This is a genomic window from Achromobacter sp. (assembly GCF_049647645.1).
Taxonomy (GTDB): Bacteria; Pseudomonadota; Gammaproteobacteria; order Burkholderiales; family Burkholderiaceae_B; genus Achromobacter.
The window spans coordinates 79,468-102,032 of sequence record NZ_JBARYB010000083.1 but is presented as its reverse complement, the minus strand read 5'-3'; the positions used below and the strand labels follow the sequence as shown (position 1 = coordinate 102,032).

The 22,565-nt window shown below is 65.4% G+C and carries 21 protein-coding genes and 2 tRNA genes; 10 read left to right on the top strand and 13 right to left on the bottom strand.

All coding sequences use genetic code 11. The annotated features are described in order from the left end of the window. The 3 genes from WBB14_RS09990 to hemA all read right to left on the bottom strand — a co-directional run. Positions 1–526, bottom strand: a 526-nt coding sequence (locus tag WBB14_RS09990) for a N5-glutamine methyltransferase family protein (RefSeq protein WP_424239684.1), incomplete at its 3' end; no start/stop codon positions are given. 8 nt (positions 527–534) lie between these two features. Beyond that, on the bottom strand, positions 535–1,617 hold the full coding sequence (gene prfA, locus WBB14_RS09985) for a peptide chain release factor 1 (RefSeq protein ID WP_424239683.1): 1,083 nt from the start codon (positions 1,615–1,617) through the stop codon (positions 535–537). 90 nt (positions 1,618–1,707) lie between these two features. Continuing rightward, a complete protein-coding gene (hemA, locus tag WBB14_RS09980; protein ID WP_042796220.1) occupies positions 1,708–2,982 on the bottom strand; it encodes a glutamyl-tRNA reductase in 1,275 nt (424 codons plus the stop codon). A 366-nt stretch (positions 2,983–3,348) separates the two neighbouring features. Here hemA and WBB14_RS09975 point away from each other — a divergent pair. Then, positions 3,349–3,424, top strand: a tRNA-Phe gene (locus tag WBB14_RS09975). 96 nt (positions 3,425–3,520) lie between these two features. Here the strand turns inward: WBB14_RS09975 and WBB14_RS09970 are convergent. Next, entirely contained in the window at positions 3,521–4,153 is a 633-nt protein-coding gene (locus tag WBB14_RS09970; protein ID WP_424239682.1) for an isochorismatase family protein, read from the bottom strand. 33 nt (positions 4,154–4,186) lie between these two features. Next, on the bottom strand, positions 4,187–5,221 hold the full coding sequence (locus WBB14_RS09965) for a Bug family tripartite tricarboxylate transporter substrate binding protein (protein ID WP_424239681.1): 1,035 nt from the start codon (positions 5,219–5,221) through the stop codon (positions 4,187–4,189). A 130-nt stretch (positions 5,222–5,351) separates the two neighbouring features. On the opposite strand from WBB14_RS09965, the gene WBB14_RS09960 reads away from it, so the two are divergent. The 7 genes from WBB14_RS09960 to WBB14_RS09930 all read left to right on the top strand — a co-directional run bounded on the left by WBB14_RS09960 (position 5,352) and on the right by WBB14_RS09930 (position 14,672). Then, positions 5,352–6,314: a LysR substrate-binding domain-containing protein gene (locus WBB14_RS09960; RefSeq protein WP_424239680.1), complete on the top strand. Its 963-nt coding sequence runs from the start codon at positions 5,352–5,354 to the stop codon at positions 6,312–6,314. Positions 6,315–6,360: 46 nt separating this feature from the next. Next, positions 6,361–8,856 (top strand): mechanosensitive ion channel family protein, encoded by a 2,496-nt coding sequence (locus WBB14_RS09955; protein ID WP_424239679.1) that lies wholly within the window; start codon positions 6,361–6,363, stop codon positions 8,854–8,856. Between the two features lie 35 nt (positions 8,857–8,891). Continuing rightward, positions 8,892–8,967 (top strand) — tRNA-Phe (locus WBB14_RS09950). A 111-nt stretch (positions 8,968–9,078) separates the two neighbouring features. Continuing rightward, a complete protein-coding gene (locus WBB14_RS09945; RefSeq protein ID WP_424239678.1) occupies positions 9,079–10,818 on the top strand; it encodes an ABC transporter ATP-binding protein in 1,740 nt (579 codons plus the stop codon). A gap of 40 nt (positions 10,819–10,858) precedes the next feature. Next, positions 10,859–11,629 carry a hypothetical protein gene (locus WBB14_RS09940; protein WP_424239677.1) on the top strand — a complete coding sequence of 257 codons (771 nt, stop codon included), beginning with the start codon at positions 10,859–10,861 and terminating at the stop codon, positions 11,627–11,629. 185 nt (positions 11,630–11,814) lie between these two features. After that, complete coding sequence (locus WBB14_RS09935) at positions 11,815–12,189, top strand: hypothetical protein (protein WP_424239676.1); 375 nt, start codon at positions 11,815–11,817, stop codon at positions 12,187–12,189. Between the two features lie 107 nt (positions 12,190–12,296). After that, positions 12,297–14,672 (top strand): copper-transporting P-type ATPase, encoded by a 2,376-nt coding sequence (locus tag WBB14_RS09930; RefSeq protein WP_424239675.1) that lies wholly within the window; start codon positions 12,297–12,299, stop codon positions 14,670–14,672. Positions 14,673–14,681: 9 nt separating this feature from the next. Here the strand turns inward: WBB14_RS09930 and WBB14_RS09925 are convergent, their stop codons facing one another. The 5 genes from WBB14_RS09925 to WBB14_RS09905 all read right to left on the bottom strand — a co-directional run bounded on the left by WBB14_RS09925 (position 14,682) and on the right by WBB14_RS09905 (position 18,119). Then, the gene (locus WBB14_RS09925) at positions 14,682–15,611 is read right to left on the bottom strand and encodes an Abi family protein (RefSeq protein ID WP_424239674.1); all 930 of its coding nucleotides are present in this window, start codon (positions 15,609–15,611) and stop codon (positions 14,682–14,684) included. 315 nt (positions 15,612–15,926) lie between these two features. Further along, positions 15,927–16,631 carry an RNA polymerase sigma factor gene (locus WBB14_RS09920; protein ID WP_424239673.1) on the bottom strand — a complete coding sequence of 235 codons (705 nt, stop codon included), beginning with the start codon at positions 16,629–16,631 and terminating at the stop codon, positions 15,927–15,929. Between the two features lie 21 nt (positions 16,632–16,652). Continuing rightward, positions 16,653–16,955: a cupredoxin domain-containing protein gene (locus tag WBB14_RS09915; protein WP_424239687.1), complete on the bottom strand. Its 303-nt coding sequence runs from the start codon at positions 16,953–16,955 to the stop codon at positions 16,653–16,655. Between the two features lie 58 nt (positions 16,956–17,013). Next, the gene (locus WBB14_RS09910; RefSeq protein WP_424239672.1) at positions 17,014–17,541 is read right to left on the bottom strand and encodes a DUF4142 domain-containing protein; all 528 of its coding nucleotides are present in this window, start codon (positions 17,539–17,541) and stop codon (positions 17,014–17,016) included. 116 nt (positions 17,542–17,657) lie between these two features. Next, the gene (locus WBB14_RS09905; RefSeq protein ID WP_013396567.1) at positions 17,658–18,119 is read right to left on the bottom strand and encodes an Lrp/AsnC family transcriptional regulator; all 462 of its coding nucleotides are present in this window, start codon (positions 18,117–18,119) and stop codon (positions 17,658–17,660) included. Between the two features lie 192 nt (positions 18,120–18,311). Here WBB14_RS09905 and WBB14_RS09900 point away from each other — a divergent pair, with 192 nt between their 5' ends. Both WBB14_RS09900 and WBB14_RS09895 read left to right on the top strand, forming a co-directional pair. After that, positions 18,312–18,956, top strand: coding sequence for a LysE family translocator (locus WBB14_RS09900; RefSeq protein ID WP_424239671.1), 645 nt, complete (start codon positions 18,312–18,314; stop codon positions 18,954–18,956). Positions 18,957–18,999: 43 nt separating this feature from the next. Next, positions 19,000–19,905, top strand: a complete 906-nt coding sequence (locus WBB14_RS09895) for an EamA family transporter (protein WP_424239670.1) — start codon at positions 19,000–19,002, stop codon at positions 19,903–19,905. 37 nt (positions 19,906–19,942) lie between these two features. On the opposite strand, the gene WBB14_RS09890 is transcribed toward WBB14_RS09895, so the two are convergent. The 3 genes from WBB14_RS09890 to otnI form a co-directional block, all read right to left on the bottom strand. After that, on the bottom strand, positions 19,943–20,518 hold the full coding sequence (locus WBB14_RS09890) for a hypothetical protein (protein ID WP_424239669.1): 576 nt from the start codon (positions 20,516–20,518) through the stop codon (positions 19,943–19,945). Between the two features lie 112 nt (positions 20,519–20,630). Beyond that, positions 20,631–21,611, bottom strand: a complete 981-nt coding sequence (locus WBB14_RS09885; protein WP_424239668.1) for a Bug family tripartite tricarboxylate transporter substrate binding protein — start codon at positions 21,609–21,611, stop codon at positions 20,631–20,633. A 113-nt stretch (positions 21,612–21,724) separates the two neighbouring features. Then, on the bottom strand, positions 21,725–22,510 hold the full coding sequence (gene otnI / locus WBB14_RS09880; RefSeq protein ID WP_424239667.1) for a 2-oxo-tetronate isomerase: 786 nt from the start codon (positions 22,508–22,510) through the stop codon (positions 21,725–21,727). Positions 22,511–22,565 lie beyond the last annotated feature (55 nt).

The following is a 22,565-nucleotide window of genomic DNA, read 5'->3' as shown; positions in this document are numbered from 1 at the left end:
GGTCAAAGCCTTCGCCCGCGGGCACGGCGTCAAACCAGCTGCCTTCCACGAAACGCACTGACGCGGTCAAGTCCCAGGCGTTGGCCGCCGCCACCTTCAGCGCGGCGGCACTCAGGTCAGACGCCATCACCCGCGCGTCGCGGCGCGCCAGGGCTATCGAAATGGCGATCGCGCCGCTGCCGGTGCCCAGGTCCAGCACCGCGGGCGCAGCCAGGCCGGCCAGGCATTCCAGCGCGGTCTCGACCAACACTTCGGTGTCCGGGCGCGGAATCAGCACGTCAGGGGTCACGCGGAAAAGGTGGCCCATGAATTCGCGGTGGCCCAGCAGATAGGCCATGGGTTCCCCGGCCAGGCGCCGCTGGGCCAGCGCCTCGTAGGCGGCAGCCGTCTCGGGCAACAGAGGGTCCGTGTCATGCGCCAGCAGCCAGGCGCGCGGCTTGGCCAGCACGTGCTCCAGCAGCATGCGCACCTCCAGGCGCGGCAGGCGCGTATCGAGCAGCAGGCTTTTCAGCTGGGGCGGCGTCATGGCCGGGCTCAGATGTCGTCGCCCAGCGCCGCCAACTGCTCGGCCTGGTGTTCGGCGATGAGCGCGCCGGTCAGCTCTTCCAGATCGCCTTCCATGATCTGCTGCAGCTTGTACAGCGTCAGGTTGATGCGGTGGTCGGTCACGCGGCCTTGCGGGAAGTTATAGGTGCGGATGCGCTCGGAGCGGTCACCCGAGCCGATCAGGCTCTTGCGCTCAGCGGCTTCCTTGCTTTGCCGTTCGCGCGTTTCCTTGTCCTTCAGACGCGCGGCCAGCACCTGCATGGCCTTGTCCTTGTTGCGGTGCTGGGAGCGGTCGTCCTGGCATTCCACCACCAGCCCCGTCGGCAAGTGGGTAATGCGCACCGCCGAATCGGTCTTGTTGATGTGCTGGCCGCCCGCGCCGCTGGCGCGGAAGGTGTCGATGCGCAAGTCGTTCGCGTTGATGACGATTTCCGACATCTCATCCGCTTCGGCCATGATGGCCACCGTGCAGGCCGACGTATGAATGCGGCCCTGCGCCTCGGTGGCGGGCACGCGCTGCACTCGGTGCGCGCCGGATTCGAACTTCAGGCGGCCATAGGCGCCGTCGCCGTCGATGCGCGCGATCACTTCCTTGTAGCCGCCCAGCTCGGACGCGCTCTCGGACATCAACTCCACCCGCCAGCCGCGCTGTTCGGCGTAGCGGGTATACATGCGCAGCAGGTCGCCCGAGAACAGCGCGCTTTCGTCGCCGCCCGTGCCCGCGCGGATTTCCAGGAACAGGCTGCGCCCGTCGTTGGGGTCGCGCGGCAACAGCAACAATTGCAGCGCGGCTTCCAGTTCCTCAAGCTTGGCGCGGCCGGACTTGATCTCGTCCTCGGCCATAGACTTCAGGTCCGGGTCGGACAGCATTTCCTGGGCCGCGGCCAGATCATCCTCGGTGCGGGCGAAGGCGGTGAACGCCTCGACCACCGGCTCCAGTTCGGCGCGTTCACGCGAGAGCTTGCGGAAACGGTCCATGTCGGACGCGGTCTCCGGTTCGGCGAGCAGGGCGTCGACCTCGATGAGGCGATGACACAGGTGCTCCAGCCGGCTGCGCATGGAAGATTTCATGGGGAATGACCAAAAAGAAAAGCGGGAAAGCGGATAGCGGGCGCCCAAAAGACGAACGCCCGCCAGGAGGCGGGACGTGGGGCAGAGTCGCTAACGGCGGGAGTCGCGGCCGGGGAACAGGCGCGGCATCCAGGCAAGCAGCTGCTTGCGGTCATCGCCTTCGCTGCGGTTCAGCGCCGCCAGCGGGCCGTGCAGGTACTTCTGCGTCAGGCCATGGGCCAGTTGCTCGAGCACCGCTTCCGGCGATTCGCCCCGTGCCAGCAGGCGGCGGGCGCGTTCCAGCTCGGCGCTGCGGACGTCCTCGGCGGCCTGGTGCAGGTCGCGGATGACGGGCACCACTTCGCGGGACTGCATCCAGTGCATGAAGCCCTGGACGCGGGTTTCGATGATGGCTTCGGCCTGCACCACGGCCGCGCGGCGCGCGTCCGTGCCGGTCTGCACCAGGCGGCCCAGGTCGTCCACCGAATACAGGTAGACGTCGTCCAGGCGGCCGACTTCGGGTTCGATATCGCGCGGCACGGCCAGGTCGATCATCACCATGGGGCGGTGGCGGCGCAGGCGCGTGGCCCGTTCCACCATCCCCAAACCGAGGATGGGCAAGGAGCTGGCCGTACAGGAAACGATGACGTCGAATTCGGACAGGCGGTCCGTCAGGTCCGACAGCTTCATGGTGCTGGCCGCGAACCGGTTCGCCAGGACTTCGGCGCGTTCAGCCGTGCGATTGGCCACCACCATGCTGCGCGGACGCTGCGCGGCGAAGTGCGTGGCGCACAGTTCGATCATTTCGCCCGCGCCGATGAACAGCGTGCGGGCCTGGTCCAGATTGCCGAACACGCGCTCGGCCAGGCGCACCGCGGCGGCGGCCATGGACACCGACTGCGCGCCGATAGCGGTCTGCGACCGCACTTCCTTGGCCACCGAGAAGGTGCGCTGGAACATCTGGTGCAGCAAGGTGCCGAGCGAACCGGCTTCGCCGGCGGCGCGCACCGCGTCCTTCATCTGGCCCACGATCTGGGTTTCGCCCAGCACCATGGAATCCAGGCCGCTGGCCACGCGGAAGGCGTGGCGCACGGCGTCGTCCTGGTGATGGCGATAGAGATGCGGGCGCAGCGTGCCGGCGTCCAGGCGGTTGTAATCAGCCAGCCAGGCGGGCAGTTGGTCGGCCACGTGGCCGTCGGCCGCGCAGTAGATTTCGGTGCGGTTACAGGTGGACAGGATGGCGGCTTCGCGTACCGAGCCGCCGAATGCCGAGCGCAGGCCTTCCAGCGCGGGCTTCACCAGATCGACGGGCATGGAAACACGTTCGCGGACCGAAACCGGCGCGGAGGTGTGATTCAGACCGAAGGCAAGGACAGCTACCGACATGTGGGAAGGATGGCCGGGCCATCCGCGCGTAAGCGTTAAAAACTGCCACTAAGAACGAGGCGCTGCAAAGCTGGCATGCAAACCCAGATACAGCGTCAGACCGCTAAACATTATACCCCTGCGGGTTATCCCCAGACCATTTCACCCTCTGGCCGCGACCCTGGGTCGCACCTTTCGTGCCGTCGGCCCAACAGTCCGCGAGGTCGGCACGCGGGATCCGGGCCGTGCCGCCGCGGCGGCCGTCGCAATTCCGCCCTCGATTTGGCCCACGATTCAGTCTGTGCCTCAGCCGTGGGCAAGAAAACCAGAGTTTTTTGGCTCAACTGGCGCAAGCCTAAAAAATTGTGTATAGTTGCGGACTTCGTTGGCCTGGTAGCTCAGTCGGTAGAGCAGAGGATTGAAAATCCTTGTGTCGGTGGTTCGATTCCGCCCCAGGCCACCAAAAAGATTCAACAAAAAGCCCCGCCTTGGCGGGGCTTTTTGTCTTTGTCGCCGGTATCGGTCCGGCGCCAGGCATTCTGGCCGCAGTCGGAAACCGCTACGTCGCCCGATGCGCGCGGATGAATTCGAGTGCGTCCTGCTTGGGCACCACATCCCCATACTTGCTGTCGATATCGAAAAGATTGGCTTCATGCGGATCCGGGTGGCGGTCCCCCACTCCCTCCCGCACCACGATCACGTTCAGGCCGTGCTGCACGCCATCCACCGCCGTCGCGCGCACGCAGCCGCTGGTGGAGCAGCCCAGCACGATCAGGGTGTCGACCTTGGAAGCCGTCAGCGTACTGGCCAGGCTGGTGCCAAAAAAACTGCTGGCGTACTGCTTGTGCAGGACGATCTCGCCGGGCAAGGGTTCCAAACCTTCACAAAACACGTTGTAGGGTGCGCGTTTAAACAGTTCGAGGATCGGCGACTTGCGATACCAGGCGCCGGCGTCGGCCAGCGTGTCGGACTGATGCCTGATCGTGGTGTGGATGACCATCATGCCGGCATCTCGCGCCACCCGCAGGATTTCCACGCTGTGCGCGACGGCAGCCACGACTCCGGCGCCAAACATGGGCGATTCTTCCAGCGTATAGGCTTGCACGAAGTCGATGAGAAGCAGCGCCGCCTTGTCGCCAAAACCGACTCGATGCCCCCATACGCCCTTATAGTTTTCAGCTGCGCTGCTCATGCAAAACTCCAAAACAGATGAATTTGGCGGCCGTCACTCTATGCGGGCGCCGGTCTGCTCGATGATCCCGGACCACGTCTTCAGATCGGTGTCGATCAGCTCGGTGAACTGAGCGGGCGTCATATTCGCCGCTTCCGCGCCCTGGGCCTTCAAGTTGGCTTGAAACGACTTGTCCGCCAGCACGCTCGATGTTTCCCGGCGCAGCGTCGCGACCACGTCCGCCGGGGTGCCCGCCGGAGCGAACAGGCCATACCACGACATGGCCGCGACGCCAGGCACGGTCTCGGCGATGGTCGGCACGTCCGGCAGCAACGATGAGCGCTCCGACGAGGCGACGGCGATCAGGCGCAGCTTGCCGGAATGGACGAAAGACATGACGCTGGGCCAGCTGGTGAAAGTCACCGACACCCGGCCAGACACCATATCCGTGTTGGCTGCGGAGGCGCCCTTGTAGGGAATGTGCATCATGTCGACGCCGGCGGCCCGCTTGAACATTTCGCCCAGCAGATGATCGAGCGTGCCGTTGCCCGCGGACGCCATGTGCAGTTGGCCAGGCTTGCTTTTGGCCAATGCGATCAGGTCCTGCACCGTCTTTACCGGCAGATCCGGATTGACGATCAAGACATAAGGAGCCGTCGCGACCAGGCCGATGGGTTCAAAGTCCTTCTTCGGGTCGAATGGCACGGTCTTGTATACGAACGGGCTGATCGTATAGCTGCTACCCACGGTCAGCAGCAGGTTGTAGCCATCCTGGCTGCCGCGCGCCGATACGCCGATGCCGATATTGCCACCCGCGCCCGCCCGGTTCTCCACCACGAAGGTCTGGTTCAGACGCTCGCCGATCTTTTGGGCAAAGGGCCGGGCCACCGCGTCATTGGCCCCTCCCGGTCCGTGCGGAACGATGACCGTGACGGCCTTCGACGGATAGCCTTGCGCGTGGACGGCGCCAGCATGGGCAAGGCCCAGGGCAAAAATCAGCGCGGAAAAACTCAATGTCTTTTTCATCTTGACCAGTTTGTTCGGGTTGAAGTGGAACTTCCATGCCGCGACTGAAACAACCAGGTTCATTGCCTGCTCCCCATCCCTTGTGTTTATCGTCCGCGTCCGACTGCCCGGAGCGAATCATTTGATGGCAATTCTCGGCATCGGGATCGATATCGTCCAATACGAATTAAGGAATCATCTATAGTGTTTCCAGATGAATTGGACGGGATACCCAGCCATGGACTTGCGGCAGCTTCGGTACTTTGCGGCGATTGCGGAAGAACAGAGCTTTACCAAAGCGGCCCAGAAACTGCACATTTCGCAACCTCCGCTCAGCCAGCAGCTGAGCAATCTGGAAGCTGATCTCGGCGTGCGTCTTTTCATACGCACCAGCCGAAGCGTCCAGCTCAGTGAAGCGGGCAGCGTGCTGCTGCCCCATGCCCGCGCCGTGCTGGATCGCCTGGCCGAGGCCAGGCTTCAGGTGCAGCGCGTGGCGCAGGGCCTGGAAGGGTGCGTGACGCTGGGCTTGACCGGTTCGCACTTCCTGGGCACCTTGCCGCAATTCATCCGAGAGTTCCGGCAGGAGCGGCCGCAGGTGGACGTCGCCTTGAAGGAAATGCCGCCCTCCGATCAGTTGACAGGGCTACAGGACAGGCGCCTGGATCTGTGCCTCTCGCGCGGCATCCCTGCCGATCCCACATTCTCTGCCGAGCTGCTGTCGCACGACTCGTCGGTGGTAGTGCTGCCACCGGGCCATCCGCTGTCGCGCCGCAAACGGCTGCGCCTGCACGAATTGAAAGACGAGGATTTCGTATTCTTCCGCCTGGGCTCGTCCATCTTTGCCGACTCGGTGTACCAGGCCTGCCTGTACTCGCGCTTCGAGCCGAAGATCGTCCAACAGGTCGTGGAAGTGCCCGCCGTGGTCAATCTGGTGGCCGCCGGGCTCGGCATCTCCATCGTCCCCGAATCGATTGCGCGCCTGCGCGCCGATGCCGTCGCGATCTGCGAACTCACGCATGAAAAGGGCATGCCGGAGATTTCGTCCAGCGTCTATCTCATGCGCCGGTCCGACGAAGACCGCCAGGTCGTACTGGGATTCGCCGCCGCGCTGAATCAATGGACCAGGAAGTCGGCGCCCGCGCCCCTTTCCCTGGCCCGCCGTTCCGCGATATCGTAAGACGCCCTCTCCGTAGTCCGCCGCATCCATCCACCGGAGCCGCGACATGCGCGCCCAAGCGACAGCAAGAGCAAAAGCGCTTTTCGGTCTGATTGCACTGCTGGCCTGCCTGCTGGGCCCCGTGCACGCACAGAGCGCCGCGACCGCGCCCGCCCACCCGGCCCCGGCTTCCACGCAGGCCCAGGCGATCCTGGTGGCGGAGATCCCGCTGCGTGCGGATACCGATCACCGCTACGCTGAAAGCGTCATGGAGCGCATCGCGGGCGCCGACCCCACCGACTTGCTGGCGCCGCGCCTGGAAGCCATTTCCCGGTCCGTCGACGAAAAGCTCCAGCAGTTCCAGCCGGCCCAATTGCGCACCCTGCCCATCATGCGGCTGGAAAGCCTGGAGCGGCATTGGATGTTCGATGCGCGCCGTTTCACGGACTGGCAGGAAGACATGCGCCAGGCGACCGCCGCCTATGCCAACGACGCCGCCGAACTGGCGCGCCGCCGCGACGCCTGGCAATCTCTCAAGACCGCGCCCGGCGCCGCCGACCTGCCGCCAGCGCTGACCGGCCGGATCGACTCCGTCATCGCCCAACTGGTCCGGGCCGAACAAGCGCTGTCCGTGCCGCTGGACCGGCAGATCGCGCTGGGCCAGCGCGCCAACGCCGTCGAAGAGCGCATCCAGTCCGGGCAGCGGGCGGTGGCCGATGCCATCAACTACATCGACGCCCGCCTGCTCGAGCTGGACGCGCCGCCGCTCTGGGCCGCCAGCTTCACGCCCACCGCGCGCAGCGACGCGATAGCCTACCTGCGGACCGGCCTGGACATGGAATTGCGCTTCGCCCGCCAGTACGCCGCAGCCGACACCGGCAACCAGCTCGCCCTGCACGTGCTGCAAGTCGTGCTGCTGCCGCTGCTGCTCTGGCTGGCCTGGCACAGCCGCCAGGCGATCCGCGCGGGTGAAATGAGCCAGACGGCCGCACGCGTGCTGGGACGCCCGCTGTCCGCCTGGCTGCTCCTGGCCATGATGGGCGTTCAATTGCTGGAGTCAGACGCGCCGCTGATCGTGCTGCAGATCGCGCTGCTGCTGACGGTCGTGCCGGTCCTGCGCCTGCTGCCGCCGACCGCGCGCGAGCAGCTCGACCTGTGGCCCTACGCCATCACCGGCCTTTATCTGGCGGAGCGGCTGGGCATTTTCCTCCTGGCCAGCGAAACGCTTTACCGGCTGCACAACCTCGTCATTACCCTCCTGGCGCTGGCCACCGCGATCTGGTTGCGCGCCCGCGCCGAGCGCCGCGGCAACGCCCAGGCTCCCGGCCGGCTGCACAAGGCCGTGCGTGTCGGCGGCTGGGCCGCGGTGGCGCTGCTGGCCATCGCCGGCGTCTCCAACCTTGTCGGCAACCTGTCGATGGCCGAAATGCTGACCAGCGCCGTCATCAGCAGCGGCTATTTCGGCCTGATGCTGTACGCCGGAGTCACCATCATCGTCACCCTGCTGCAGCTGATGCTGGCCCGGCCCGGCGTATCGCGCTTCCGCATCGCGCGCGAACACGCCCCGCCCCTGGTACAGCTGCTGATCCGCCTGGTGATGGCCAGCGCCGTCGCGGGCTGGACCATCTACACGATGGACCGCTTCCGCATCCTGCGCGGCACCTACGCCATCACGACGAAAGTGCTGTCGTACACGCTGGCGCTTGGGGATATCACCATCAGCCTGGGCAACATCCTGGTGTTCGCGATCTCGGTGCTGATCGCGTTCTGGGCCGCGCGGGCGATCCGCCTGGTGCTGCATGACGAAGTGCTGGCCCGCATGCCACTGCCGCGCGGCGTGGGCAACAGCATCGCCTCGCTGACCTACTACTCGGTGCTGTTGCTGGGCCTGGCGGTGGCGCTGTCGGCCGCCGGCGTCAGGACCAGCCAACTGGCCCTGGTGCTCGGCGCCCTGGGCGTGGGCATAGGCTTCGGCCTGCAGAACGTGGTCAACAACTTCGTTTCGGGCCTGATCCTGATGTTCGAACGCCCCATCCAGCCCGGCGACGTGGTGGAAATCGGCGAGACCTCCGGACAAGTGCGCGAAATCGGCATGCGCGCCACCCGCATCAGGACCTTCGAAGGCGCCGACGTGGTAGTCCCGAACGGCACCTTGCTTTCGGAAAAACTGACCAACTGGACCATGCTGGACCGCAACCGCCGCATCGAGATCAATGTGGGCCTGGCCTACGGCACGGACCCCGCGCAGGCTATCGAACTGCTGGGCTCGGTGGCGCGTGGCACCCTGGGCGTCTCCACCCAGCCGGCGCCCATCGCGCTCTTCATGGGCTTCGGCGCCAGCACCCTGGATTTCAGCATCCGCGCCTGGACGCCGGACTTCGACCAGTGGATGTCCATCCGCAGCGACATGCTGTCGCGGATGTACCAAGCGCTGACGCAGGCCGGCATCGGAATACCCTATCCCCAGACCGACCTGCACCTGCGCAGTATTTCCCAGGAAGCCGCCACCGCCCTCGCGCAGGCCCGCCGCGCCGCGCCGGACAGCGGCCAGCCGCCCGCATGATGCGGATATTGTGTATAGTGGCGGACTTTCGCGTTGGCCTGGTAGCTCAGTCGGTAGAGCAGAGGATTGAAAATCCTTGTGTCGGTGGTTCGATTCCGCCCCAGGCCACCAATGAATTCAAGCACTTGGCCCCGCCTTTGGCGGGGCTTTTTGCTTTGGTGCGCAGCCGCGTTTGTCGGATAGCATATTCATGCCGTGCCACCCTGAATTTCCCTTCCCGCGATGAAGCCTGACTCCTCTTCCCCGTCCTCCTCCATCGGCATGGGCCGCGCGGCGCTCGTACTGTGTCGCGCGCTCTGGCACTATGCCGAAGGCGCGCGACGGCAGTTGATGGGCGCCATCGCGCTGCTTTCGGGCGCGCAACTGGTCAAGCTGACCCTGCCCTGGCTTGCCTCGCACGCCATCAATGCCCTGCAGCAGAACGACATGCCCACCGCCGGCCTCTGGATCCTGTTCCTGGTCGGCAGCTACATGATGTCCTGGGTGTTCCACGGCCCGGGACGCGTCCTGGAAGGCAACGTAGGCGTGCATGTCCGCGAACGGCAGGCCGACGATCTTTATGCCCGCATCGCGGCCGCTCCGCTGACTTGGCGCGACGGCAGGCATTCCGGCGACCTGCAGCATCGGGTATTGCAATCCAGCCGCGCGCTGTCGGCTTTCGCCCGCAGCATGTACGGCTACCTGCACAGCGCCTTGAACTTCATCGGCCCGCTGGTGGCGCTGACCCTGCTGTCGCCTGTCAGCGGCATCATTGCCGTAAGCGGCTACCTGATCATCGCCCTCGTCACGTTGCGCTTCGACCTTGCGCTGATGCGGCTGGCGCGTTCCGAAAACGACCAGGAACGCCGCTACGTCGCGGCGCTGCTCGACTTCGTCAGCAATGCCGGCACCGTGATCGGCCTGCGGCTGCAAGCCGCCTCGCGCAAGATCCTGGGCCGCCGCCTGGAGGCGGTCATGCAGCCCTTGCGCCGCGCCCTGTGGATCAACGAAGTCAAGTGGTGCGTGGTCGACCTGGCGGGCATGTGCCTCACCTGGATACTGGTGGTGGAATATGTGCTGCGGCACCGCGAGCCCGGGCAAGCCCTGTTGCTGGGCACCATCTTCATGATCTATCAGTACGCCCAGCAGGCCGCGTCCGTGGTCAGCGCCATCGCCTCCAACTTCCAGAGCTTTGCGCGCATGCACACCGACTACAGCAGCGCCGAACCCATCTGGCAGGCCCCCGGCAACCCCGAGGCTGCCGTCCCCGCGGTCCAGCCCGACGCGCCTTGGCAGACCCTGGAGTTGCGCGGCGCCACCTGGCGCTATTCGGATGAAGGGCGCGGCGGACTGCATGGCGTGGACTTGGTGCTGCGCCGCGGTTCGCGCGTCGCGCTGATCGGCGCCAGCGGCGGCGGCAAGAGCACGTTGCTGCGCACCCTTGCCGGACTCTACCCGCCGCAACAGGGCGATCTGCTGCGCGACGGCAAATCCGTGGACTGGACCGAGCTGCGCTCGCTGGCCACGCTGATTCCGCAAGAGGCCGAAGTCTTCGAAGCCAGCGTGCAGGAAAACCTTACCTTCGGCGAACCTGCCGATGCGCAAGCGCTGCAAGCCGCCGTGCATACCGGCGTGTTCGACGAAGTGCTGCAACGCATGCCCGACGGTCTGGCCAGCCCGATGAACGAGCGGGGCAGCAATCTTTCCGGCGGGCAGCGCCAACGCCTGGCCCTGTCGCGCGGCGCGCTGGCGGCGCAAGGCAGTTCCCTGCTGCTGCTGGACGAACCCACCAGCGCGCTGGACCCCCAAGCCGAGGGCCGGGTTTTCGACCGCATGTATGCCGCCTTCCCGACAGCTTGCATCGTGGCCTCGGTCCACCGGCCCAGCCTGCTCAGCCGCTTCGACACCATCGTGGTGATGGAAGCCGGACGCGTCGTGGACGCGGGACCGCGAGACGAAGTGCTGGCCCGGCACAAGCCTTGAGCAGCCAGCCGCCGCCTGCCCTGCCGCTACACTGACCCCCATGACGCAACCACCCATTCCCCGCGCACCGGAGCGCGCGCCAGGCAAGCATAGGCGAACCAGCCTGATCACCTATGCCTGCCTGGCGATCAGCCTGGTCTTTGTTTTCCTGGGCTCGCAAATGATCCGGGACGGCGCCGACGCGGGGATTCCCGTCACGCTGTTCTTTGCCCTGTGCGCCGTAATCGGCATCCTGCAGTTGTGGCCTGGCCTGCTCCAGCGCGACTCGCGCTCGGCTGCAACGCTGCTGGCGCGATATCCCGGTCCCTTGGAGCTCAAGGCCACGAAAAGCAAGCTCGTGGTGTTTTCGCTGCTGTCGGCAGTCTTCGGCGGTGTGATCCTGTGGATGCTGCTGCACGAAACGCTGCCGCCGCTTAAGCAGTTGATCCTCTGGCCGGGCGCCGGGTTTTTCCTGTTCAGCGCCGTCATGCTGCTGGTGCGGGCCGCGAAAAACGATACCGCCTTGCGCCTGGGCCGCGACGGTTTCGAAACCAGGCAAGTGTGGAATAGCAAGACGATACGCTGGCAAGATACCAGCGAATTCACCGTGACCAGCATCAACCGCGCGGCGACCAAGCTCATCGCTTTCGACAATGCCGCCGTCGACGGCCAAGGTACTGCGGGACTCAACCGGCACATCATTGGCCGCAATTCCAGCCTGAGTGAAACGTATGGACTGACCCACGAAGCCCTGGCCGAACTGCTCAATGCGTGGCGCGCGCGGGCGCTCGCACAGGATGCGATTTTTACGCGATGGCCTGAGAACAGATGAAGCCGGGCAACACGCCCGGCGCATCGTATCGGACGATGCCAAGTACGGGTAGCCAAACGTCATCCGCCTGAACGGTTCTTTTCGGTCTCAACATTACAAAAAAGTAATCCACGCGTAACCTCCCCGCCCCTGTCAGCGCCTCACACTGGAGTCATGTACTTCCAGACCACAGAAAGGAGCTGACCATGAAGACCCTGACCACCTTGTTCGGTGCGTGCGCGTTGAGCCTGGGAATGACAGGCGCGGCCTACGCGCAGGCCGCTGGCAACGAGCATGGCACGCATCAGCCCGCGGCGGCCGAGCCGGCGTCCCAGCCGCAAATGGCGCCGGGCGCCGGCATGATGAAGAACATGGATGCACACATGCAGGCCATGGGCGGGATGCACCAGAAGATGGCTGCGGCCAAGACGGCCGAAGAGCGCCAGGCTTTGATGGGCGAACACATGAAGTCCATGCGCGCCAATGGCGCCGACATGCAAGGCTGCCGCGAGATGATGGGATCGATGATGAATCCCGCGGGCGATGCGCCCTCGGCGACGTCCCCGGCGGCCAAGGGCTGAGCGCCGCGCGGCATCGCTGGCGGCTGGCGCCGTAGTGGCGCCGCGAGCGCCCTGCCTGGGCATAATAGGCACACGAAGGATCACGCCAGCACTCGAAAGGGATGGGTATGAATCACTCTCGTCATGGCGACGCGGCATCGAACGACGGCACGCTTTATGTGTGCCCCATGCACCCGGAAATCCGCCAGGACCATCCGGGCCGCTGTCCGAAGTGCCAGATGCATCTGGTACCGGAAGGACAGGCTGCGCATGCGCTTGGCGGTCATGACGCGCACCAGCAGCAGCAGCATCACGCCCACGATCACAATAGGCACCGCGCGGGCAGCGACGAACACGACGGCGTAACTGCCCAGCCGATCGCTGCCGCGCCTATGGACGCTCCCCCCGACGTTCCCGCCGGCACGATCTACACCTGCCCCATGCATCCCGAGATCCGCCAGGATCGTCCCGGGAGCTGCCCCAAGTGCGGCATGACGCTGGAGCCCCTCATCCCGCTGGATGAGGAGGACAACAGCGAACTCAATGACTTCCAGCGTCGCTTCTGGTGGACGCTGCCCCTGACCCTCATCGTGGCCGTGATGGCCATGTTCGGCCATCGCCTGGGCTGGTTCGACATGGCGACCCAGAGCTGGCTGGAGCTGGCGCTATCCCTACCGGTGGTGTTCTGGACTGGCTGGCCCTTCTTCGTGCGCGGCTGGCAGTCGCTGGTGCATCGCAGCCCCAATATGTGGACGCTGATCAGCCTGGGCACGGCGGCGGCGTTCATCTACAGCGTGGTCGCCACGCTGGCGCCGGGCGTGTTCCCGGATTCATTCGTATCGATGGGGCGCGTGGCGGTGTACTTCGAAGCCGCGGTGGTCATCATTTCGCTGACCATGCTGGGGCAGATCCTGGAGCTGAAGGCGCGCTCGCAAACGTCCGCCGCGATCAAGGCACTGCTCGGCCTGGCGCCCAAGACCGCGCGGCGCATCAATGCCGATGGCAGCGAGGAAGATGTGCCGCTGAACCACGTGCACGTGGGCGACCTGTTGCGCGTGCGCCCGGGCGAGAAGATTCCGGTGGACGGCATCGTCACCGAGGGCCGCAGCGCCGTGGACGAATCCATGCTCACCGGCGAGCCCGTGCCCGTCAGCAAGCGCGAAGGCGACAAGCTGATCGGCGCCACGCTCAACACCAGCGGCACCCTCGTGATGCGCTCTGAAAAGGTCGGCTCCGCCACCATGCTGGCGCAGATCGTGCAGATGGTCGCCAACGCCCAACGATCCAAGGCGCCTATGCAGCGCATGGCGGACGTGGTGGCGGGCAAGTTCGTCGTCGCCGTGGTGCTGGTGGCGATCTCCACGCTGCTGGTGTGGGGCATTTTCGGGCCAGAACCCAGCTGGGTGTATGGCCTGATCAACGCCGTCGCCGTGCTCATCATCGCCTGCCCCTGCGCGCTGGGGCTGGCCACGCCCATGTCGGTCATGGTGGCCACGGGCCGCGCGGCCGCGCAGGGCGTGCTGTTCCGCGACGCCGGCGCGATCGAGAAGATGCGCGAGGTGGACATGCTGATCGTGGACAAGACCGGCACCCTGACCGAAGGCAAGCCAGCCTTCGATACCGCGATCGCAGCGCCGGGATACACGCCCGACGAAGTGCTGCGCCTGGCGGCCAGCCTGGACCAAGGCAGCGAACACCCGCTGGCCGATGCCATCGTCAGCGCCGCGCGCACCCAGGGCCTTGCGCTGGCCAAGACCGAGGACTTCGATTCCGGCAGCGGCATCGGCGTGCGCGGCACGGTGGAAGGCAAGCGCCTGGCCTTGGGCAACACGACATTGATGGAGCAGGAAGGCGTACGCGTGGACGCGCTGCGCGCGGACGGCGAACGTCTGCGCGGCGAAGGCGCCAGCATCATGCACCTGGCCGTGGACGGCCAGTTCGCCGGCATCCTGGCGGTGACCGATCCCATCAAGCCCAGCACGCATGAAGCCATCCAGGACCTGCACGACAGCGGCCTGCGTATCGTGATGGCGACCGGCGACGGCCTGACCACCGCCCGCGCCGTGGGCACCGCGCTGCGCATCGACGAAGTGCACGGCGAGGTCAAGCCGGCCGACAAGCTGGCGTTGGTGGAAAAGCTGCAAAAGGACGGCCACGTGGTGGCGATGGCGGGCGACGGCATCAACGACGCCCCCGCGCTGGCCCGCGCCGACGTGGGCGTAGCCATGGGCACGGGTACCGACGTGGCCATGAACAGCGGCCAGGTGACCCTGGTCAAGGGCGACCTGCGCGGCATCGCCGCCTCGCGCCAGATCTCGATCGATACCGTGCGCAATATGCGGCAGAACCTGATGTTCGCCTTCGTCTACAACGGCATCGGCGTGCCGATAGCGGCGGGTGTGCTTTACCCCTTCACGGGATGGCTGCTGTCGCCGATGATCGCGGCGCTGGCGATGAGCTTGAGTTCGGCTTCGGTGATTTTCAATGCGCTGCGGTTGCGATAGCACCCCAAGCTAGTCGTTCCAGATCGAGCCAGCGTCCCAGCCCTGAGGAAACCCCAAGTCCGCTGGCGCGATGGCAGGATGCATTCTGAACATGCCCATCAAGCGAACTGGCCACTCGTCTTGGGTGTCAACCGCCGTTGAGAACAGCCGCATGACGACCGCCAAACAGTAATAGCTTTGCGGATCGTTGAAATGTTCCGCGGCTAGGTGATAAACAGCCGGCCGGACGGCAAAGCGACGATTCCACACACGTCCGTGATGAGCGCAGATATTGCGCAGCAAGGTCAGCGCATGCAGCCAGGATTCGACTAGAGGAGCGGCCAAGCCGAATGCTTTGGCTACGATATTTTTGGGATTGGGGTGCGTCCGATCCGCCTTTTGCAGGTGTTTGTAGAGTTGCGACCATTTGCCGAAGGACAAGCACTCTGCCATCAACCAACTAGGTGGCAACAGCGGCTCGGTATGGGTCCCGAAATAATGCTGCGCGAACAAGTCTCTGGAACGACGCGTCTCGCGCTCAACAGCCCCAAGAAAGCTGCCGAGCGGAAATGGGTCCGGCCGGCCTCCATACCCTGGCGCATGCCCCAAAACCTGAGCAGGATGATTCAGATACCAGAACGGCCCATACCGCATGGACATCTGATTGCTTATGACTGTCCGCACGGCCACTTCGATCCGTTCGAGCTGGCCAAGCGTAATGCGCCGCAGGACGCGGTCGAACTCATAGCGGGCGATGACGTCTTCGAAACTCACCTCAGGCTGAAACATGCGCCCCGCTGGCGTGGAGATCATGAGAGATAACGCATAGCCACGCAGGCGAAAATATCCAATAAAGTTCAGCGCACGCTCGGCAGCGATAACGCTTGGAACCGCCAGACCTTTCTCTTGCCAGCGGGCAAGCAGGGCAGCATTGGACAGCGGGACTTTGGTGTACTTCACGACAAAATCCCGGAGACAAAAAGAAACCCGCCCTGGGAGCACGGTACCAGCGCTTGCGCGCAGGCCTGAAGTGTGGCGGGTGTTGTTGAGCGCAGTGTACCAACTGGTCCGCCAACGGCAACACCATTTCTTACTCTATAAGACTCAAACACGGGCCTTCACTTCCCAGGATGCAGATGCTTCGCTGATCTTTACGCAAGTCCGGCAATTCTGGCGCCGCATCGATAAATGACGCAACGGCGTGTGGGACATTTTTGGCCTACTGGATTCCTGCACGCAGGAGCATTGTTCCTAAGAATAGGTATATATCAACATTCACCGACTTTTAGGAACAACAGCACGCTCACCCAACCGCGCCAGCGTCCTCTCCACCACCCTGTCGCAATCATCCCCATCGAATTCGAACAAGCGCTTCTCCACCACCCCCACATCCCGCGCCAGCGACTCGCGCAGCAAGGCGTTGGCGCGGAAGTGGCGGCTGCGGACGGTGGCTTCGGGGATGCCCAGGCAACGCGCCGTTTCCTCGACCGACAGTTCCTCGACCGAGCGCAACACGAACACGGTGCGGAACGAGACGGGCAAAGCGTCCAGCCGCGCTTCCAGCAAGCCTCTGAGTTCGGCGCGGGCGGCGGCGTGGTAGGGGGGATTGAAGTCGTTGATGGTCATCGCATCAACCTCTTTCTCTATGTCGTCGGCGATGGGGAATAGCGCCTCGCGGCGGCTGTGCTTGCGCAGCCGACCATAGCATTCGTTGAGCAGGAGCCGCGATAGCCAGGTGAACAGCGTCGAGTCGCCACGGAACGCTGCCATGTTCCGGTAGGCCGCCAGGTAGGTTTCCTGGAGGGCATCCTCGGCATCGGCATCGTTGCGCAAGGTGGCGCGCGCCAAGCGGTAGAGCCGCCGGTTGTGGCGCCGCATCATCAGTTCGAATGCGGTCTGCTCGCCCGCCGCGATACGGTGCGCGAGCGCCAGGTCCTCGTCCTCGGCCGGCGTTGCCGCCAGCGCCGCAAGTGCAGTCATGAGTCTGACCTCCGCCATGCGTCATTGCGCAATCAAGGTACCCTGCATCGTCGGATGGAACAGGCAGGCATAGGCGCTGCTGCCTGCCTCTTTCACAGTGTAGGTCCAGGACGCGCCCGCGGCGATCACTCCAGAATCGAAGGCCTTGGAAACCGCGGTGGCGGTGTGCGGGACCAGGTCCTTGTTGATCCACGTCACCCTGTCGCCCCGCCTGAGGGTCAACGTCGCGGGCGTGAACTGCATTCCTTCAATGGTCACGACATGTTCGGCCTGTTGGGTGCCAGTGGGGCTTTGCTGAGCGGACGCTACCCCGCCCGCCAGCATCAGGCTGGCGCATAGCGCGGCCAGACCGGCACGCCCGCGCGCGGAAAATGAGCAGGTATCAGCCACCGTTAAGCCTCTTTTGCAGGGATTTGGCATGTTCGAGGTGCGCAATGAACGCCGGCCGCACCTTGACCAGCAAGGCCTTCAATTCCGCGTTGTGCGCGCCAGGAATCAGGGTGGTGTCCAGCGCCTGGATCACGGCCTCGTGGTAGGCCACCTCGTGATCCACATAGGCTTTGTCGAACGCAGCGCCGCTCATACCCTTGAGCGCGGCGAGGTTCTTGTCGCCGCCCTGCTGCAGGCTGTCGCTGGTCGCGTTCGGTTCGGGCTTGACCTTGAGCTTCTGCACCAGCTCCCCGGCCGACTTGTTGACCGCGGAATGATCAGTCACCATCAGCGTGGCGAAGTCACGGACATCCTTGTCGCCGGTCTTGTCCTGCGCCAGCTTGCCGGCGTCGATGTCGACCTGGTTGGCCACCACCACGATGGCCGCAATCTGCGGATCCGTCGGCCCGTTGCCGTGGGCAAACACCCCGCAGCTCACCAAGGCCAGCGCATAGAACCATCTTGCTTGAATCGCTTTCATCTCATCCCCCGAAACCGTGGATGCAGGCGCGGCCGGAATGGCCAGGAATCTTGCCTGCTTATGGGGTTGGATGTCGCGAAAGCGCGCCGCGTTCCGGCGCGGACAGCAGATGAGGATCAGCCCACCGGCACCGCCATGCCGTACTTGGCGCGGTTCAGCACCACCAGCGTGGAAAAGCGCTTGACGTTGGGATTGCCCCAGAAATTGCGCTGGGCGAAGGTCTCGTATTCGGCCATGTCGCGCATGGTGATGGTCAGGACGAAATCCACCTCGCCGGTGACTGACAGGCATTGCATGATTTCCGGCGCGGATTGCATGGCGCGCTTGAACTGGTCGAGCTTGTCGGCGCGTTCGCTCTCCAGCGTCACCAACACCACCATCATGATTCCCCGGCCCACGGCGGCGGGATCGACCACGGAGACGTCGCCCAGCACCACCTTGGACTCGCGTAGCCGCTTCATGCGGCGCAGGCAGGACACCGGCGACAGGTTCACGCGCTGCGCGACTTCCTGGCTGGTGCGCTGGTTGTCTTCCTGCATGCTTTGCAGGATCTGAAGGTCGAAGTCGTCTAGTTCCATAAGGGTCTCGGAACGGCTGGAAACGGGCCGGAAAAGGGCCGCCGATAGATTCTAAGCCCGGCTGCGACGGAATCCGGCCCCATTTTGACGGGAAACTTCATTTCCGCGCCCTGCGATGCAGGAATTATTCAGCCGGCTTGCTTACACTGAGAGCCCTCTGCCCGCGCCGCGGGTACGTCCGCCCCCCGTATCATGCCGTCACTCCAGCTTTTCCTGCTGTTTCTCGCCGCCGACGCGGCGCTCAAGCTCACGCCCGGCCCCGACATGGCGCTGACCCTTTCGCGAGGCATGACACAGGGCTTCCGGCCAGCCTTCCACAGTGTCCTGGGCAACGTCGCCGCCGGATTCATCCAGGTGCCGGCGGTGGTGCTGGGTCTGGCCTCGGTGCTGCAGGCGTTCCCGTCGCTGTTCGCGGGCATCAAGGCGGCGGGGGGCCTGTATCTGGGCTACCTGGGCATCAAGGCCATCATCCGCTGCGCGCGCTCGGCCGACGTGGCGCTCGCGGCGCGTCCCGGAGACGCGCGCGACGCGTTCTGGCAGGGCTTCACGACGAACCTTCTGAATCCCAAGGTGCTGCTGTTCATGATCGCTTTCCTGCCGCAGTTCACCACCCCGGACAACGGGCCGGTGTGGATCCAGATGCTGGTGCTGGGCGTGACGATGAAGGCGCTGAGCTTGCCCTATGGCAGCTTCTTCGCCTACGGCGCCTCGCGCATCCGCGGCTGGGTGGGGCGCAATCCCTGGTTCCTGCGTATGCAGCAGGGCCTGCTCGGCGCCGTCATGCTGGGCCTGGCGCTCTACGTGCTTTATTCCACCGCCGAACACCTGGCGCCCTGAACCGCCCGCCGTCCCGTACGTATCCTGTCTTTCCGCCATTGCCATGACCGCCGCCACCCTGAACACCGGACGCAACGCGTCTTCCTCCACCCTGCTCCCCATCCTGTCGCTGATCGGCGCGATGGCTTCGCTGTGCATCGGCACGTCATTCGCCAAGTCGCTCTTCCCCATGGTGGGCGCCCAGGGCACGACCGCCTACCGCATCGCCATCGGCGCGCTGATCCTGTTGGCGATCTGGCGGCCGTGGCGCTTTCCGCTGACCCGCAAGGACGCCGCCAAGATCGCGCTGTACGGCGTGACGCTGGCCTGCATGAACCTGCTGTTCTACATGGCCTTGCGTACGCTGCCGCTGGGCGTGGCCATCGCCATCGAATTCATCGGGCCGCTGACGCTGGCAGTGGCGCTGTCGCGGCGCGCCATCGACTTCGTCTGGATCGGCTGCGCCGTCGCCGGCCTGGTGCTGCTGATCCCGACGGGCCAGTCGGTGCATGACCTGGACCCCGTCGGCATCGCCTTTGCGCTGGGCGCGGCGGTGTGCTGGGCGCTCTACATCATCTTCGGCAAGATGGCCGGCAACGTGCATGGCGGACAGGCCACCTCGCTCGGGCTGACCGCGGCGACGCTGGTGGCGCTGCCCATAGGCGCGGCGCATGCCGGTACGGCCCTGCTGGATCCAACCCTGATCCTGGCCGGCATCGCGGTGGGCGTGCTGTCCAGTGCCTTGCCTTATTCGTTGGAAATGGTGGCGCTGCGGCGCCTGCCGCAGAAGACCTTCGGCGTGCTGCTCAGCATGGAGCCCGCCATGGGCGCGCTGGCCGGCGTGATCGTGCTGAACGAGCAGCTGTCGCAGACGCAATGGCTGGCCATCTGCGGCATCATCGTGGCTTCCGCGGGCTGCGCGGCCACCGCCCGCCGGCAAAATACCGCCCCCACGCCCGCGCCGGACTGAGCGCGGGCGAACGCCGCCGCCACGGTCCGCGCGCGTTTCAGCCGAATCCCACCTCGCGCTGGGGCGGCGCCAGCGGATCGAAGTCTTCCCAATGGTTGTTGCGCCAGCGGCCGTTGGCGTGTTCCACGTCGGCGCCGCCGGCATCGCGCAGGATGCGGCATGCGAGCATTTCGCGTTGCGGGCGCGTGCGCACGGCGACCATCACGCCGGCCTGCCGGATCTCGGCATGGGAATCGGGATTGAAATGGCCGTGCAGAGTGCTGCCGTGCCCCGTCACCCAGAGCGCGCCGAACAGCGATCCCAGATAGGCGCCGACGCCTGCGGCGGCCAGGATCAGCGGCGTGGATTCGCTTATTTCCGACATCACGAACCCGCCAAACACCGCGAAGCCTGCACCCACCCCGCCTGCGCCCAGGAAGGCGCCGATGTCGGCGCGTCCCGAGTCCGGATCGGAGCGGCGGTCGCCGCCCAAGGGGTAGCGGCCATGCTCGCCGGCCGGATTCACGTAGAAGGTATTGATGTCCCAGTGGGGAAAACCGTTGGAGGACAGGCGCTCGGCCGCGGCGTGCGCCGCTTCGAAGCCCTCGAACCGGGCTGCTACGATCAGAGACATGATGTGCTCCTTGCCCGGGCTGCCGGACAGGATGTACGTGCCTTTATCGTACGCCCGCGTCGCCGCCGCGAGCTTGCCGGTTACACCTTGCCGCGGCTGTTACCACCCGCCTTCAATTGGCCGAAATGTTCTTGCTCCGGATCACCGCGCCCCAACGCTCGTATTCCTGGCGCGCGTAGTCCGCGAAGGCCTGCGGCGTGCTGCCCGTGGGCTCCATGCCCTGCAGCTTCAGTTGCTCGGCCACTGCCGGCGAGCGCAGGGCCTGGGCGATGGCCTGGCTGAGTTTCTCGACCACCGAAGCCGGCGTGCCGGCGGGCGCGACCACGCCCTGCCAGGCGGCGGCCTCGAACGCCGGGCCGCCCGCCTCGGCGAAGGTCGGCACCTGCGGCAGTTGCCCGGAACGCTGCGCGGCCGGCACCGCGATGGCGCGCAGCTTGCCCGCCTGGATCAGCGGGCGGGCCGCGGCCAGATCGGCCATCATCATTGGCACCACGCCGGACGCCACATCCTGCAAGGCGGGCGGCGTGCCCTTGTAGGGGATGGCCGTGGCCCGGCCCTGGATGGTATCCAGGAACAGCTCCATGGCCAGGTGATGCGGACTGCCCACGCCCAGCGACGCATAGCTGCCTGGCTTGTCGCGCTTAAGGTACGCCGTCACGTCCGCCAGCGTATGCATCGAGGAATCGGGCGACACCACCAGCACGATGGGCAGCGCTACCAGCGTGGAAACAGGAGTCAGATCCTTCGCCGGATCGTAAGGCAGCTTCTGGTACAGCCAAGGGTTCAGCGCCAGCGTGCTCATCCCGGCCGTCAGCAGGGTGTAGCCATCGGGCGCGGCGCGCGCGGTTTCCTGCGTGGCGACGATGGTGGCGGCGCCCGGGCGGTTTTCCACCACCACCGGCTGTCCCAGCGCATCGCCCACATGCTTCGCAACGACACGGGTGGCGATGTCGCTGCCGCCGCCCGCGCTGAACGGCACCAGCCAGCGGATCGGATGATCGGGAAACTCCGCTGCGGCAGCCCCACCCGGAACCACCGCTACCCCGGCCAGCGCCGCCGCCAGCAAGGCGCCCTGCAGAATGCCTTTGAACATGTCGCGCTCTCCTCGCCTGCCCATTTATTTAACATATTAATGATTTATTATCGGACCCGTCACGCCGATGCACACCACCGGAAAAACCCGGAGTTCCACCCGACGCGCAAGGCTCAGGTACGGGCGGCGGCAAGCCAGCGCAAGCCGGCCGACGTACCGGCGGCCGGGCGGTATTCGCAGCCGATCCAGCCGCTGTACTGCAGTTCGCGCAGCACGCTGAACACCCAGCCGTAATCCAGTTCGCCGCGATCGGGTTCTTGGCGCAGCGGCACGCCGGCGATCTGCAGATGGCCGACCCGCCCGCTGGGCAGGTACTCGCGCAGCTTCGTGGTGACGTCGCCTTCGACGATCTGGCAGTGGTAGAGATCCATCTGCACTTTCAGATTGGGCGCATTGACCGCCTGCACCACGGCATGCGCCTGATCCTGGCGGTTCAGGAAATAGCCGGGGATGTCGCGCGTGTTGATGGGTTCGATCAGCACGGTGACCCCGGCCGAGCGCGCCTCGCGCGCAGCCCAGTCGAGGTTCTCGCGGTAACAGTCCTGCATGGCCTCGCGCGAGGCGCCAGGCGCCACCAGGCCCGCCATCACATGGAGATTCGGGCAGGCCAGCGCCGTCGCATACGCGAGCGCCTGTTCAATCCCCGCCTGGAATTCCGACTGCCGCCCCGGCTGCGCCGCCAGGCCGCGATCGCCGCGAGCGGCGACGCCGGGCGGCGCGTTGAGCAGCACCTGCGTCACGCCGGCCGCATCCATGCGTTCGCGCACGAAGGCGGCCGGCGCCTCGTAGGGAAACATGCATTCCACGCCGGCGTATCCGTCCGCCGCGGCGGCCGCGTAGCGGTCCAGGAACGCGTGTTCCGTGTACATCATCGAAAGATTGGCGGCGAACTTCAACATGGCGGGCTCCGGACCAGGCGGCATGGCTGGAAATTAGCACACCGGCCCGTCCTCG